Below are 14492 nucleotides of genomic sequence, written 5' to 3' on the forward strand. Positions count from 1 at the left end.
GGCGGGGGTGTAGTCGGCGCCGGTCTATGGGCTCATAGAGACGGCCTATGGGGTGAGGGCTTTACGGGCGGGGCCAGTCGGTGCTCCTGTCCTCGGGCGGGGCGGCCTCCGTGACGCGGGCCGCCGCGGTCTCGAAGAAGCGCAGCAGTTCCACCGGGAACGGCAGGACCAGCGTCGAGTTGTTCTCCGCCGCGACCTCCACGATGGTCTGGAGCAGGCGCAGTTGCATCGCCGCCGGGGTCTCGGCCATCGTCGCCGCCGCCTCGGCGAGCTTGGAGGCGGCCTGGAACTCGCCGTCCGCGGTGATGATCCGGGCCCGGCGCTCGCGGTCGGCCTCGGCCTGGCGGGCCATCGAGCGCTTCATCGAGACCGGCAGGCTGACGTCCTTGATCTCCACCCGGTCGATGTGCACGCCCCAGCCGGTGGCCGGGCTCTCCAGCATGACCTCCAGGCCCTGGTGGAGGTTCTCGCGGCCGGAGAGCAGATCGTCCAGCTCGCTCTTGCCGATGATGGAGCGCAGCGAGGTCTGGGCGACCTGGAGCATCGCGAAGCCGTAGTTCTGCACGTCCACGGTGGCCCGGATCGGGTCGCTCACGCGGAAGTAGAGCACCGCGTCGACGCTCACCGAGACGTTGTCCTTGGTGATGCCCTCCTGGGCGGGCACCGGCATGGTGACGACCTGGACGTTCACCTTGCGCATCCTGTCGATCACCGGTATCAGCAGGGTGATCCCGGGTTCGCGGACCTGCCCGCGCACCCGGCCGAGGCGGAACACCACACCCCGTTCGTACTGCTGCACCACCTTCACCCCGGTGGCGAGCAGGAACAGCACCAGCACGACGACGATCACGAGCGCTGCCACGGTCGTTCGGCCTCCCCCGTACGCGGCGCGGCCCGGCCGGGTCCGGAGTGGCCCTGTCGCGCGGGCGGCGAGCCGCGGAGCACAGTATGCGCGCGGTCGGGCGGGTGGGACAGGGCTTTTGCGCGGCTCTTGCGGAGTACGTACGGGGCACTCGCGCGGCGGGGAAGCGGTCGACGGCCCGTACGGGGGTGAACGGGCCGTCGACGGGGTGTCAGGCCGCTGTCAGGCTGCTGTCCGGTCGTGCGAGGCCGTGCCGGGTCCTGCGAGGTCGCCCCGGGGGCCTAGCCGCACTTGACCTGGATCTTGTGCCAGGCGCCCTCGTAGTAGAACTCGGCGTAGCACTTCTTCGAGAAGCCGGTCGCCGAGGCGGTGGTCGCCGTCGCGAGGCCGAGGCCGGTGAAGGCGATCAGTCCGGCGAGCGCGACGGCCGCGCGCCGCTTGCCGCGGGTGAGTGTGGTGGTGCTGGTGGCCATGGAGTCGGTCCCCTTCGTGAGGGGCCGGCCCTGCCGGGAGCGGGGCCGGCCGTCTTCGTGCAAGGAGCGCGCCGCCGCTCCTGCCGTCCCCGGGCGGGGGCGGCGGCACGAGCCTGGCGCAGCTGACGCGGCGTCAGGGAGGTCGCGGTGTGACCTGGCAGCGGAGCGGGTCGGCGTGATCGTCCGGGAAACGGGCGACGGCCCGTACGGGGGCACGGGCCGTCGAGGGTGTCTCAGCGGGGTCGGACGTGTCAGCGCGGCGCCAGCGGCGGGACGGGCTCGCACTTGACCTGGACCTTGTGCCAGGTGCCGTTGTAGTAGACCTCGACGTAGCACTTCTTGGCGAACGACTCCGCCGAGGCGGTCGACGCCGTCGCGAGGCCGAGGCCGGTGAACGCGATCAGTCCGGCGAGCGCGACGGCCGCGCGCCGCCTGCCGGGGCGGGTGGTGGTGGTGGCCATGGACAGGCCCTCCTCTCTGTAGGGCCGGCCGCGCGGTGGCGCGGCCGGCGGATGGGTGAACAGCACTGCCGGGAACGGCAGTTGAATGCAGGGGTGCGTGTGCCGCCCCCGACGTCCTCAGATCGGGGGCGACAGACCGAGCATCATCCTGATGACGGAGTGTCAGGGAGGTCAGGATGTGACCTGGAGATGACGGGCGGTCCTTCTCGGGGCGTATGGACCGGCGTTGACGGTACGGAAACAATCAAGGGCATGGATCAAGTCGAAGCCCTCCGTGACTTCCTGATGTCCCGGCGCGCCAGGCTGCGGCCCGACCAGGTCGGGCTCCCCGTGCACGGACTCCGCAAGGTCAGCGGCCTGCGGCGGGAGGAGGTCGCCGGACTCGCGGCGATGAGCGTGGAGCACTACACCCGGCTGGAGCGGGGCCGCGCCTCCTGCGTCTCCGACACCGTGCTCGACGCCGTCTCCGACGCCCTGCGGCTGAGCCCGGGCGAGCGCCGCTACCTGCGCAGCCTCGCCCGGCCCACCGAGGAGGACGGCGGGGCCGGCCTCCCGCCGGAGCGGTGGCGGGGGCTGCAGTCGGTGCTGGACTCGATGGCCGTCACGCCTGCCTACCTGCTCGGCCGGGGCGGGGCGATCCTCGCCTGGAACCGGCTCGCCGCCGCCGTCTTCCTCGACTTCGGGCGGCTGTGGCCCGAGGAGCGGACGGTCGGGCGGCTGGTGTTCACCGACCCGCGCGTGCCCGGGCTCTACGCCGACTGGGAGGGCAAGGCGCGGGGCACCGTCGGACTGCTGCGCAGCGAGGCCGGCCGCTGGCCGCGCGACGAGGCGCTCGCCGGGGAGATCCGCGAACTGCGGGAGCACAGCCCGCTGTTCAGGCGGCTCTGGGACGAGCACCTGGTGCACGAGCAGAGCCACGCCACCCTGCAGCTGGTCTGCGCCCGGGCGGGCGTGCCGCTGTGGCTGTCGGCGTCGGCGCTGACCGTGGCGGACCATCCGGACCTGGTGATCGCGGTGTACACCGCCGTGCCGGGCTCCGACTCCGAGCGGGCCCTGCACCGGCTGGCGCGCTCGGTCGCGCCGGCCGGTGACTGACGGGCAGTCAGGGTTCAGGCGCGGAAGTCCTCCGCGTGCTCGGCGGCGAACTCCGCGAAGGAGCGCGGCGGGTGGCCCGTCAGCCGGGCCGTGTCCGGGCCGACCTCGGCGGCGTTCCCGGCCGCGTAGTACCCGTACAGCTCGGTCAGGCCCTCCGCCCGCCAGGGCTGCCGGCCCGCCGCGAGCATCCCGGCCAGGGCCTGGGCGGGCTCGACGGCCGTGTACGCCACCGGGCGGCCCGCGACGGCGGCGAGGCGCTCGGCCAGCTCGCCGTGGGTGAGGGACTCCGGGCCGGTGAGGGTGTACACGGCGCCCTCGTGGCCCTCGCCGACGAGCACCTCGACGGCCGCCTCCGCGACGTCCCGGGCGTCGACGTACGAGACCGCGCCGGCGCCGCCCGGCACGGCCAGGGTGCCGGAGCGGACGGCCTGCGCCATGCCCAGGAAGTTCTGGTGGAAGCCGTTGGGCGCGAGGACGGTCCACGGCAGGCCCGAGGCCCGCAGGTGGTCCAGCCCGGCGGTGTGCGCGCCGATGAAGCGCACGCCCTCGGGGCGGCGGTCGACGCCGGCGGCGGCGTGCAGGACGACGCGGGGGCGGTGGCCGGAGCGGGCCGCCGCGTCGATCACGTTGCGCTCGTGGGCGGCCATGTCCGGGTGCACGGCGACCAGCAGGTAGACCGCCTCCGCCCCGGCGAGGGCGGCGTCCAGCGAGGCCGCGTCCGCGAAGTCGGCCTCGGCCCGCTCGACGGCGTCGCCCCACTCGGGGCGGCCCTTCGAGCCGGGGCGCACCACCGCCCGTACGGCCGCGCCGCGCTCGCGCAGCCCCCGGACGACCTCGGCGCCGACCGTGCCCGTGGCGCCCGTCACGACGATCACGATGTGTTCCTCCCCGTTGGTCCTGCTCGGTGCTTCCTCGGTGGCGCCGGTGTGATGAGGCGTCAGGCGGATGATCGCAGCCTGTTCGTAGTGGATCAAGGGCGGTCACGGAGGGCCCGCCGGTGGAGGGGCCGGTTCGTGCCCGACCTCGACGCGACACGGCGCCCGCCCAGTCCTCGACTTGTCGTGGGCCGGGCGCTTGGATGGGGAGCGGCCCGGTCACCGTCCGTGTGCATCCGGGGCACCCCGGCAAGGCGAGGAGCCGCCACCGTGAACGACACCCCCGATCACGCCGACCTGGCCCGCCGCATCGGCGACCGCTGCCGCCAACTCGGCCTGAGCGACGATTCCTTGGCCCGCCGCGCGGCGATGGCCCCGCGCTACCTCGACCATCTCGTGCAGGCCGGGCCCGAGTTCGACCCCGGCGGCTTCCTGAGGATCGCCGCCGCGCTCGGCCTGAGCCGGGACGAGCTGCTCAACGGCTGCGAGGACGCCCCGCCCGGGCAGTCCGCGCCCGGCCCGCGACCGCGCCTGCTCGATCTCGCCGAGGCCGAGTGCTGGGAGCTGGTCGGCACGCACGGGATCGGGCGGGTCGCGCTGGCGGTGCACCCGGGGCCGGTCGTCCTGCCGGTCAACTACGTGGTGGACGAGGGGAGTTTCGCGTACCGGACCGGCGACGGGGAGGCGGCGGCCCCGGCCGAGGGCGCGGACCTGGCCTTCCAGGTCGACCACATCGACGAACGGCAGGGGCGAGGCTGGAGCGTCCTCGCCCTCGGCTCCGCCCACTACGTGGACGAGCCGGCGGAGCTGGAGCGCCTGGCCGGGCTGACCGGCGCCGCGCCCTGGGCGGGCGGGGACCGCCCGCGGTGGGTGCGGGTGCGGCCCGAGGAGATCAGCGGGCGGCGGCTGGTCACGGGCTGAGGCGGGGCGTCGGGGGTGGGGGTCGGGTGGTGCGGCCAGGGGGCGGCGGGACGACGGCACGTCGCGCTGTTCGTCCGTCCGGGTCCCGACCGCTCCGGCGTCGGACGGCGGCGCGTCCGGGCCGGTGACCGGCGCGGGATCGCGGGCGCGCGCCGGGAGACAAGGCGGTTCCGTGGACGCGGTGGGGCCGGGCTGGTATCCAGTCCACTGGCACGCGGGCCCGCCCGGGCGAACCGTAGGCGGACTACTCAGGAAAGCGGGAACGATGCGCAGGATTCTGATCGTCGGAGCCGGGCAGGCCGGGCTCCATCTGGCCCTCGGACTCCAGCACCACGGCTACGACGTCACCGTGATGACCGACCGTTCCCCCGAGGCCGTCCGCAGGGGCCGGGTGCTCTCCACCCAGTGCATGTTCGGCACGGCGATGCGCACGGAACGGGCCCTGGGGCTGGACTTCTGGTCGGAGGAGGCGCCGCAGATCCGGGGCGTCGGGGTGACCGTCGCCGGGCCGGACGGGAGCGGCACGCCGGCGATCGAGTGGCTGGGGAGGCTGCGCAGCCCCGCCCAGTCCGTCGACCAGCGCCTCAAGATGCCCGCCTGGCTGGAGACCTTCTCCGACCGGGGCGGCCGCGTCATCGTCCAGCCGGTCGGCGCCGCTGACGTGGCGCACCTGGCGGGCTCGTACGAGCTGGTGCTGGTCGCCACCGGGAAGGGGGGCCTCGGCTCGCTGTTCGAGCGGGACGAGGAGCGCTGCCCGTACGACCGGCCGCAGCGCGCGCTGGCCGCCGCCTACGTGCACGGCCTCGGCCCGCGGGCCGGGCAGGAGGTGAAGGCCGCGAACTGCAACCTGGTGCCCGGGGTCGGGGACTTCTTCGCGCTGCCGGGCCTGACCGCCGACGGCCCGTGCGACATCCTGTTCTGGGAGGCCCTGCCCGGCGGGCCGGCGGACGCCTTCGACGGGCTGCGCAGCCCGTCCGAACACCTGCGGGTGACACTGGAGTTGATGCGCGCCCACGTCCCCTGGGAGTACGAGCGGGCCCGGGCCGGGGTCGAGCTCACCGACGCGGGCGCCACCCTGACCGGCCGGTTCGCCCCGGTGGTCCGGCGGCCGGTGGGCGAACTGCCGGGCGGGGGCGCGGTGCTGGGCGTGGCGGACGTGGTCGTCACCAACGACCCCGTCACCGGCCAGGGCTCCAACAACGCCGCGAAGTGCGCGGCCGTCTACCTGGAGGCGATCCTCGCCCACGGGGGCAAGCCCTTCGACCGGGACTTCATGCAGGCCGCCTTCGACCGGTTCTGGGACACCGCCGTCGGCGCCTCCACGGCCTGGACCAACGCCATGCTCGCCCCGCCGCCCCCGCACGTCCTGCGGATCCTGGAGGCGGGCGCCCGCGTCCCGGCCGTCGCCGACCGCTTCGCCAACGCCTTCGACGACCCCTCCGACCTCGGCGAGTGGCTCCTCGACCCGCAGGGCGCGGAGGACTTCCTGGCCGCCGTGTGCGCGCGGGTGTGACGCAGGTGTGAGGCGGGTGTGAGGCGGGTGTGAGTCGAAGCAGGACCGATCGTTGCCGGACCGATCGCTTCGGGAGCGATCGGTCCGCTGCTTCTGGCGAGTCCTTGTCAACACCCGTGGCTGATGGGAGCATTCGGGCTTTGAACGCACGACCTTGGGGGAGAGCACGTGGCGGGCAACGACGGGAACATGGCGCAGACCGTGATCGACACGGCGATCAAGCAGCGCCTGCGCCGGAGCACCGGGCGCAGCCGGACGAGCACCGTGGTCGTGCTCGGCGCCATCGCGGTGATCGGCCTCTTCGTGGCCCTCGTGATCGGCAGCCCGGACCCGGACACCCCGCCCACGTGCGACGGCACGACCATGACCCACCGGAACGTCTGCCGGATCATCTCCTCGCGCGGGGGCGGCGGCTCCTTCACGTACTCGGAGATGATCGACCGCCGGGAGTCCTCGAAGGAGATCTGGCGCTACGTCGGCTTCGGGACGGCCGGCCTGATGCTGGTCTCCATGGTGGTGGCCTTCGGCAAGCTGGACCCGAAGCGCCCCTGGGGCAAGCCCGTCGCCGCCGGGTGCCCGCGCTGCCACCAGCCCACGCTGCGCGAGCAGGTGGCCGTCCACAGCGTCAGCCACGGCCGCACCACGCACCGCTACAGCGGGATCGTCACGCTCTGCACGCCGGTGTGCGGGTTCGCGACCATACGGCAGCGCTGAGCCCTCCCGACGGGGTCGGCGAGACTCGTCAGTCGGCCAGGCCGAGGGGGTCGGGGGCGTCGGCGAGGAGGTCCGGGCCGTTGTTGCGGACGCTGTTGACGGTGAGCGGGACGGCGCGGACGCGGAGGTCGCCGCCGGCGGGGCGGCGCAGGAGGTGGCGGAGCTCGGCGGCGTCGGTGTGGGAGGGGGAGAGCCAGTCGGCGAGGTCGTCCGGGGCGATGGTCAGCGGCATGCGGTCGTGGACGCGGCCGGCGCTGTCGGTGGCGTCGGTGGTGATGACCGTGGTGGTGGCGAGCCAGGCCAGCGGGTCGTCCTCGGGGAGGGTCGCGTCGCGCCAGAACTCGTAGAGGCCGGCCATCAGCAGCGGGTCGTCGGTGCTGAGGTAGTACGGCTGCTTGTACTTCTTGCGGCCCGCCTCGGCGGGCACCTCGCGCCACTCGAAGTAGCCGTCGGCCGGGACCACGCAGCGGCGGGCGGTGAAGGCCCGGCGGAAGGCGGGCTTGGTGTCGACCGTCTCCGAGCGGGCGTTGATCATCCGGGCGGCGCCGGAGCGGTCCTTCGACCAGGACGGGACGAGGCCCCAGCGCAGCGTCCGCAGCTGGCGCAGCACCTCGCCCGTGGACGGGTCGACGCGCTCCAGGACGGCGGGCACCGGATCGGTGGGCGCCACGTTCCAGCTGGGCGCGAGGGTTTCGGCCGCGTCCCATCGCAGCTCGCCGAGCAGCGAGACGAGGTCCTGGGGCGTGGTCGTGGAGACAAAGCGGCCGCACATGCCCCCAGCCTGCCAGAGGCCACCGACAACGGGAGTGGTGTGCGGGTCGTGTGGGGGTGGAGAGGCAGGGGCCGGGTGCGGGGCGATCGTTCGCGCAACGATCGTTCGTGCAACGATCGTCAGCGGTCCGAACGGTTCCCGGGCGTGTGCCCGAAGGTGCGGCGGAACACGTCGATGAACGCACTGGCCGAGGACCACCCGCACCGGTGCGCCACGGCGGTGACGGGCTCGCCCTCGGCGAGGAGCACCAGGGCGTGGTGCAGCCGCAGCTGGGTGCGCCACTGCGGGAACGTCATCCCGAGGTCGGCGCGGAACAGCCGCGACAGCGTGCGCTCGCCCGCGCCGACGGCGCGCCCCAGCTCGGCGAGGGTGCGGTGGTCGGCCGGGTCGGCGTGCAGCAGGGCGCACACGTCCCGCAGCAGCGGGGCGGTGGGCGTCGGCAGGTGCAGGGGCTGCTGCGCGGAGGCGCGCAGCTGGTCCAGGAGCACGGCGCGCAGCCGGGCGCGCTCGGGCGACTCCTCCCCGGGCGAGCGCGTGTAGGCGACGATCAGCTCGCGCAGCAAGGGCCCGACCGCGAGGACGGTGGGGCGGTCGAGCCCGAGCGGGTTCTCCCCGGCGGGCAGCCCGACGAGGTGGAGCTCCAGGGTGCCGTGCGCCTGGTGGGCGTGGACCGTCCCGGCCGGCACCCAGATCGCGCGGTTGCCGGGCGCGACCCAGGAGCCCGCGTCGGTGGTGATGGCGAGCACGCCCCGGGCCGCGTAGGCGATCTGGTGGTCGTCGTGCCGGTGGGCGTCGATCCCGGTGCCGGGCGCGAGCCGCTGGGCGAGGGTCGGGGCGACGGGGTCGTACCGGATTCCCGGCTGGCGGTTTGTCGGCATTACCAGGCAGGTTATCGGAAGTCCGACACCGGGCCCGGCCCCGAGCATGGCGGGGTGCAGACACAACACCGGATTCCCGTGCTCTCCGTGGGCCACGCCTGCGTCGACGTCTACCAGGGCGCGGTCGCCGCCCTCGTCCCCTTCCTGGTCGCCGAGCGCGGCTACGGCTACGCCGCCGTCTCGGGCGTGGTGCTGGCCGCCTCGCTGCTCTCCTCCGTCGCCCAGCCGCTGTTCGGGGCGGTGACCGACCGCTGGCCCCTGCCCTGGCTGCTGCCCGTGAGCACGCTGCTCTCCGGCATCGGCATGGCGCTCAGCGGGGTCGGCGACTCGTACGGGCTCACCCTCGCCTTCGTGGCGCTGTCCGGCGTCGGGGTGGCCGCCTACCACCCGGAGTCGGCCCGGGTCGCCCGGGCGGTCGCGGGCGGCGGGCACCGGGGGATGGCCTGGTTCTCCCTCGGCGGCAACCTGGGCTTCGCGGCGGCCCCGCTGCTGGTCGCGGCCGTGGTGGCGGGCGGAGGCGGCCTGCGGGCGACCCCGCTGCTGGTGCTGCCGGCGCTGGCCGGGGCCCTGCTCTGCCTGCCGGTGCTGCGCTCCCTGGGGCAGGACGGCCCGGGGGACGCCGCCACGCGGGCGCCGGGCCGGGACGACGTGCGGTCGTTCGTCCGGCTGTCCTTCGCCGTGGTGTTCCGCTCGATCGCGTTCACCGGACTGAGCACCTTCCTGGCGCTGTTCGTCACCCAGCGCCTCGGCGGCGGTTCCTCCGCCGGGACGGCGGCGCTGGTCGTGCTGTACGCGGGCGGGGCGGTCGGCTCCGTGCTGGGTGGCGCGCTCGCGGACCGCTGGGGGCGGGTGCCCGTCACCCGGTGGTCGTACCTGGTCGCGGCGGCGGCCGTGGCGGGGCTGCTGCTGGTGCCCGGCCCGGCGCTGTACGGCTTCGTGGCGCTGACCTCGGCGGGCCTGTACGTGCCCTTCTCGCTCCAGGTGACGCTGGGCCAGGACTACCTGCCCTCGCGGATCGGCACCGCCAGCGGCGTCACCCTCGGGCTGACCGTCTCGATCGGCGGCCTGGCGAGCCCGGCGATCGGCGCCCTGGCGGACGCGACCTCGCTGCGCACGGCGCTGCTGCCGCTGGTCGCGATGCCGCTGCTGAGCTGGCTGCTGTTCCGGGGGCTGCGGGAGCCGGCGGCCCCGGGCGGGGAGGACGGTCAGTCCGGGGTGGAGGTGATCAGCGCGACCACGCCCGCGTAGGCGCTGAACAGCATCGGCTCGCCCGGCTGCCGGTCGGCGAGCAGCAGGGACCAGCAGCGGGCGACGAGGTCGCGCGCGTGGACGCCGGGCCAGGAGGGCGGCAGCAGCTCCGGGGGGAGCAGCGGGTCGGGCTCGGTCGCCTCGGTGAAGGCGGCGGCCAACTCGATGGCGACGGTGAGGAGTTCGGTCTCGCCGAGGCCGCCCTCGGCGAGCTGGGCGAGCCGGTCGGTGGCCAGGTCTGCGAGGCGCTCGTAGCCCTCGGCGACCTCCTTCAGCGGCCACCAGTGGCGGGCGAGGTTGAGGGGGTGGTCGACGTAGCCCGTGCGCAGGTCGCGGGTGGTGAGGAAGGTCAGGTGATCCAGCAGTTCGAGGGCGCCGGCCTCGCGCCGCACGTCCCGCTCCCAGGGGTGAGGGGAGACGTAGAGGCCGGCCTGCACCGGGGCGCCGCCCAGGCGCAGCAGCGCCTCGCGCAGGGAGGCCCGGGCGAGGCGGTCGCGCTCGGGGACGGCGAAGCCGACAAGGTGCCACAGGCCGTCCCAGGGGGCGAGGCCCGCGTCCTGGGAGTACATCAGGGTGAGGTGCTCGACGTCGGGCTCGAAGGAGCGCCGGGCCGTGGAGGTGGAGCGCAGGACGGCGCGTCGGCCGCGGCCCTCCTGGACGAAGCGGCCGTCCGCCGTCAGGCGCTTGATGGTCAGCCGGACCTGCTGGTCGGACATGCCGAGCCGACCGGCCACGGCGTAGAGCTCGCCGCAGTCGACGGTGTCGTCCGCGCGGACGAGGGCGTCCACCAGCACCCGGGTCGGGATCTCCTGCATGGCGATCATCATAGACCGTTCGTATCTGATACGTTCGTTTTGAAAACGATAGATTGGATGATGAACGTTATGCGGATTCGAGACGGGCGCCCGGGCACGCGTCGGCGCGGTCGCCGCCGGCTCTGGGGATCGCTCGCCACCGTCCTCGTACTGCTGGTCGGCACCGGCGGCTGGGTCGTGTACCAGAACGAGTACGACATCGAGGAGGAGCGCGTCACCGTCACCGGCGGCAGACAACCGCTCCAGGGCGTCCTCGCCCGCCCCACCGGCGGCCACGGCCCGTACGGCCTCGTCGTCTTCGTCCACGGGGACGGGCCCGTCGACGCCACCCACGACACCTTCTACCGGCCCCTCTGGGAGGCCATGGCCCGCGCCGGGTACGCGACCCTCTCCTGGGACAAGCCCGGCGTCAACGGCGCCCCCGGCGACTGGCTCGACCAGAGCATCCAGGACCGCGCCGACGAGACCCTCGCCGCCATCGCCTGGGCCAAGACCCAGCCCGGCATCGACCCCGCCCGCATCGGCCTCTGGGGCGCCAGCCAGGCCGGATGGGTCATGCCCAAGGCCGCCCGGCAGTCCCCGGACGTGACGTTCCTGATCGCCGTAGCCCCCGCCGTCAACTGGCTCCAGCAGGGCCGCTACAACCTGCTCGCCGAACTCCGCGAACGCGGCGCCGGCCAGGCCGAGACCGAGGCCGCCGTCGCCCGCAGCGACCGCACCCTCGCCGCCCTGCGGGCCGGCTGGAGCTACGACCGGTACCGGGCGTCCGGCGGCGACGTCGACGGACTCACCCCGCAGCGCTGGGAGTTCAACAAGCGCAACTTCCGCTCCGACGCCACCGACGACCTCGCCCACCTCCGCGTCCCGGTGCAACTCGTCCTCGGCGGCCGGGACGTCAACGTCGACAGCGACGACACCGAGGCCGGCTACCGCCGCCTGCTCACCGCGCCCGGCGCCCTCCAGGTCCTGCGCTTCGAGGACTCCACCCACAACATGGTCCCCAAGAGCGTCGAGGACTCCGAGCTCAGGAGCACCCTCCTCGCCGTCGCCGCACCCCGCTCCCTCTTCACCCCCGGTTACCTCGACGGGATGACCCGCTTCCTGACCGCGCTCGACACCCGGAAGGGGTGAACACGATGAAGGTGCTCGCCCTCGGCGGAGCCGGTGCGATGGGCAGGGTGGCCGCCCGGGTGGTCGCGGGGCTGCCCGGCGTCGTCGACCTGGTCGTCGCCGACCGGGACCCGGAGGCCGCCCGCCGGACCGCCGCCGCCCTGTCCGCCGGCACGGCCGTCCCCGTCCGCGCCGCCCGGGTCGACGTCGCCGACACCGCCCGGCTGCACGAGGCCCTCCACCGCAGCGACCTCGTGCTGAACACCGTCGGCCCCTACTACCGCTACGGCGTCGGCGTGCTGCGCGCCGCCATCCGCGCCGGCACCCACTACCTCGACCTCTGCGACGACTGGGAACCCACGGCAGCCATGCTCGACCTCGACGTCGAGGCGCGGGCGGCCGGCGTGTGCGCCCTCGTCGGGATGGGCGCCAGCCCCGGCATCAGCAACCTCCTCGCCGCCCGCGCCGCCGCCCGGCTCGACACCCTCACGGACGTGTACACCGCCTGGCCGGTGGACGTCGGGCCGCACGAGGGCTCACCGGACGGCCTCTCGGCGGCCGCCGTGCACTGGATGCAGCAGATCGGCGGCGCCGTCGCCACGGTCGAGGCCGGACGGATCGTCCACCGGCCGCCGCTGCGCCCCGTCGCCCTGCGCCTGCCCGGCGGGCGCAGGGGCACGGCCTACACCGTCGGACACCCCGAGCCCGTCACCCTCCGGCGCACCCTGCGCCCGGGCGGCGCCTCGGCCGGGCTGATGGTGGTCACCACCGGGACGGCCGCCTTCCTGGACGTGCTGCGCCGCGACCTCGACGCCGGTCGCCTCACCAACGAGACCGCCGCCGCCCAGCTCGACCGCCCCTCCCCGGGCCGGGTGCTGCGCGCCGTTGCCCTGGCGCCAGGCATGCGAGGCCCGGGCAGCCTCCCGGGCTTCTTCGCCGCCGCGACGGGCACCCGGGCGGGCTGCCCGTACACCGTCCTGGCCGAACTGGCGGGCGCGGAAAAGGTGTTGGCCGACATGGCCGAGAGCACGGGCGTCCCGGCCGCCCTCGCCGCCGCGCAGCTGATCGACGGCACGGCGCGCGAGCCCGGCGTCCACCCGCCCGAGACGGCCGTGGACGGCGACCGCTTCTTCGCCGACCTCGCCCGCCACTGGCCGGGCGTTCGCGTGGAGGTGACGGAGGCGCCCTCGGGCGTGTGAACGAGCGTCACCGCCCGGGAGGGTCGGTCGTTGTGCCGCGTGCGCCGTTCGGCGCGCCCGGCCACCGGCGACCAGGAGGAGCCCGCGGTGCTCACCGCCACCAACCCGTTCACGGGCGGCTACACCCCGGTGGACGGGGAAGTCACCGCCTTCGACCTCCCGGTCACGGGCACGCTCCCCGCCGAACTCACCGGCCGCTACCTGCGCAACGGCCCGAACGGGATGCGCCCGGAGGACCTCCGCGCGCGCCACCTGTTCGCCGGGTACGCCATGGTGCACGGCGTGCGGCTGCGCGACGGGCGGGCGAAGTGGTACCGCAACCGGCTGGTCCGCAGCGCCGTCATCGCCAACGCCCTCGGCGAGCGGGCCCGCCCGGGGGCCGCGCCGCGGATCTTCGACGTCGCTCCCAACACGCACGTCATCGGGCACGGCGGCCGGACGTACGCCCTGGTCGAGGGCGGCTACCGCCCGTACGAACTCTCGTACGAGATCGAGACGGTGGGCGCCAGCGACTTCTGCGGCACGCTGCCGGAGGGGTTCGCCGCGCACCCCAAGACGGACCCGGCGACCGGGGAGCTGCACGCGATCACCTGGCAGCGGGACAGCGCGGTCCTGCGGCACCTGGTGGTCTCGGCGGCGGGCGAGGTCGTCCGTGCCGTCGACGTCCCCGTCCCGCACCGGCCGGTGGTCCACGACATGGCCCTGACCCGCGACCACGTCGTCCTCCTCGACCTCTCGGCGAGCGTCGACCAGCGGGTGAACCTGGAGCGCGCGACGTACCCGGCCGTCTGGGACGAGAGCCGCCCGGCGCGGATCGGCCTGCTGCCCCGGGCCGGAGGCGAGGTGCGGTGGTTCGAGGTCGAGCCCTGCTTCGTCTTCCACACGCTCAACGCGTACGAGGACGGCGACCGCGTCGTCGTCGACGTCGTCCGCTACCCGAGGATGTTCACGGGCGGGGCCCTGACCGACCAGAGCAGGCCCACCCTGGACCGCTGGCTCGTCGACACCGTCTCCGGCAGGGTCGTCGAGTCCCGCCTCGACGACAGGCCCCAGGAGTTCCCCGCGGTCAGCCCCGCCGTGGTCGGCGGACCGCACCGCTACGGCTACTCCACCGTCGCCACCGACCTGCTGCGGCACCTCGCCGACACCGAAGGGCTCGACGCCCTGCCCCCGGAGGCGGCCGGCGACGCGCTGATCAAGCACGACCTGGGCCGGCAGACCGCTACCGTCCGCCGCTTCGGTGCCGGGCGCTACGCGGGCGAGACCTCCTTCGTCCCGCGCGAGGGCGCCCGGGCCGAGGACGACGGCTACCTCCTCACCTTCGTCCACGACCCCGACCGGGGCGCGAGCGACCTGGTCGTCCTCTCCGCCGAGGACTTCACCGGCGATCCGGTCGCCACGGTGCACCTGCCCGTGCGGGTGCCGACGGGATTCCACGGCAGCTGGATCCCCGACGAGGGCTGAGACGACGTCAGGAGCCTTTTCCGGCACGGCGACTGGGACGATGGCGGGGACGAGGACAGGGGAGGCACGCGCGGACGTCCCGACGAGTCCGG

At 74.6% G+C, this 14492-nt stretch carries 15 protein-coding genes; 8 read left to right on the forward strand and 7 right to left on the reverse strand.

Translation table 11 applies throughout. From position 1 onward, the window contains the following. Positions 1-61: 61 nt before the first annotated feature. The 3 genes from ACIRRS_RS09745 to ACIRRS_RS09755 form a co-directional block, all read right to left on the reverse strand. Entirely contained in the window at positions 62-862 is an 801-nt protein-coding gene (locus ACIRRS_RS09745; protein ID WP_402967271.1) for a slipin family protein, read from the reverse strand. 281 nt (positions 863-1143) lie between these two features. Continuing rightward, positions 1144-1335, reverse strand: a complete 192-nt coding sequence (locus ACIRRS_RS09750) for a hypothetical protein (RefSeq protein WP_402967274.1) — start codon at positions 1333-1335, stop codon at positions 1144-1146. 251 nt (positions 1336-1586) lie between these two features. Next, a complete protein-coding gene (locus ACIRRS_RS09755; RefSeq protein WP_402967277.1) occupies positions 1587-1796 on the reverse strand; it encodes a hypothetical protein in 210 nt (69 codons plus the stop codon). Positions 1797-2048: 252 nt separating this feature from the next. On the opposite strand from ACIRRS_RS09755, the gene ACIRRS_RS09760 reads away from it, so the two are divergent. Beyond that, positions 2049-2891, forward strand: coding sequence for a helix-turn-helix domain-containing protein (locus tag ACIRRS_RS09760; protein WP_402967280.1), 843 nt, complete (start codon positions 2049-2051; stop codon positions 2889-2891). Between the two features lie 14 nt (positions 2892-2905). On the opposite strand, the gene ACIRRS_RS09765 is transcribed toward ACIRRS_RS09760, so the two are convergent. Continuing rightward, entirely contained in the window at positions 2906-3766 is an 861-nt protein-coding gene (locus ACIRRS_RS09765; RefSeq protein WP_402967282.1) for an NAD(P)H-binding protein, read from the reverse strand. 270 nt (positions 3767-4036) lie between these two features. On the opposite strand from ACIRRS_RS09765, the gene ACIRRS_RS09770 reads away from it, so the two are divergent. From ACIRRS_RS09770 to ACIRRS_RS09780, 3 genes are all read left to right on the forward strand, one after another. Beyond that, on the forward strand, positions 4037-4687 hold the full coding sequence (locus tag ACIRRS_RS09770; RefSeq protein ID WP_402967285.1) for a helix-turn-helix domain-containing protein: 651 nt from the start codon (positions 4037-4039) through the stop codon (positions 4685-4687). 265 nt (positions 4688-4952) lie between these two features. Beyond that, the gene (locus ACIRRS_RS09775; RefSeq protein WP_402967288.1) at positions 4953-6200 is read left to right on the forward strand and encodes a styrene monooxygenase/indole monooxygenase family protein; all 1248 of its coding nucleotides are present in this window, start codon (positions 4953-4955) and stop codon (positions 6198-6200) included. Positions 6201-6368: 168 nt separating this feature from the next. Continuing rightward, positions 6369-6914, forward strand: a complete 546-nt coding sequence (locus ACIRRS_RS09780) for a hypothetical protein (RefSeq protein WP_402967291.1) — start codon at positions 6369-6371, stop codon at positions 6912-6914. A gap of 28 nt (positions 6915-6942) precedes the next feature. Here ACIRRS_RS09780 and ACIRRS_RS09785 read toward each other — a convergent pair whose 3' ends face one another. Both ACIRRS_RS09785 and ACIRRS_RS09790 read right to left on the reverse strand, forming a co-directional pair. Further along, positions 6943-7686, reverse strand: a complete 744-nt coding sequence (locus tag ACIRRS_RS09785) for an SOS response-associated peptidase (RefSeq protein WP_402967294.1) — start codon at positions 7684-7686, stop codon at positions 6943-6945. Positions 7687-7805: 119 nt separating this feature from the next. After that, positions 7806-8564: an AraC family transcriptional regulator gene (locus ACIRRS_RS09790; RefSeq protein WP_402967297.1), complete on the reverse strand. Its 759-nt coding sequence runs from the start codon at positions 8562-8564 to the stop codon at positions 7806-7808. Between the two features lie 54 nt (positions 8565-8618). Here ACIRRS_RS09790 and ACIRRS_RS09795 point away from each other — a divergent pair, with 54 nt between their 5' ends. Continuing rightward, positions 8619-9812 (forward strand): MFS transporter, encoded by a 1194-nt coding sequence (locus tag ACIRRS_RS09795; RefSeq protein ID WP_402967300.1) that lies wholly within the window; start codon positions 8619-8621, stop codon positions 9810-9812. Here ACIRRS_RS09795 and ACIRRS_RS09800 read toward each other — a convergent pair. Further along, a complete protein-coding gene (locus ACIRRS_RS09800) occupies positions 9770-10627 on the reverse strand; it encodes a PaaX family transcriptional regulator C-terminal domain-containing protein (RefSeq protein WP_402967303.1) in 858 nt (285 codons plus the stop codon). The genes ACIRRS_RS09795 and ACIRRS_RS09800 overlap by 43 nt on opposite strands. A gap of 69 nt (positions 10628-10696) precedes the next feature. Between ACIRRS_RS09800 and ACIRRS_RS09805 the strand changes: the two genes are divergently transcribed. From ACIRRS_RS09805 to ACIRRS_RS09815, 3 genes are read left to right on the forward strand one after another with little or no spacing between them, the layout of a single operon-like run. Then, on the forward strand, positions 10697-11758 hold the full coding sequence (locus ACIRRS_RS09805; protein WP_402967306.1) for an alpha/beta hydrolase family protein: 1062 nt from the start codon (positions 10697-10699) through the stop codon (positions 11756-11758). Positions 11759-11763: 5 nt separating this feature from the next. Then, a complete protein-coding gene (locus tag ACIRRS_RS09810; protein WP_402967951.1) occupies positions 11764-12936 on the forward strand; it encodes a saccharopine dehydrogenase family protein in 1173 nt (390 codons plus the stop codon). 39 nt (positions 12937-12975) lie between these two features. Beyond that, positions 12976-14400, forward strand: coding sequence for a carotenoid oxygenase family protein (locus ACIRRS_RS09815; protein ID WP_402967309.1), 1425 nt, complete (start codon positions 12976-12978; stop codon positions 14398-14400). The last annotated feature ends 92 nt before the right edge of the window (positions 14401-14492 follow it).

It is taken from the genome of Kitasatospora sp. NPDC101183 (assembly GCF_044767945.1).
Taxonomy (GTDB): domain Bacteria; phylum Actinomycetota; class Actinomycetes; order Streptomycetales; family Streptomycetaceae; genus Kitasatospora.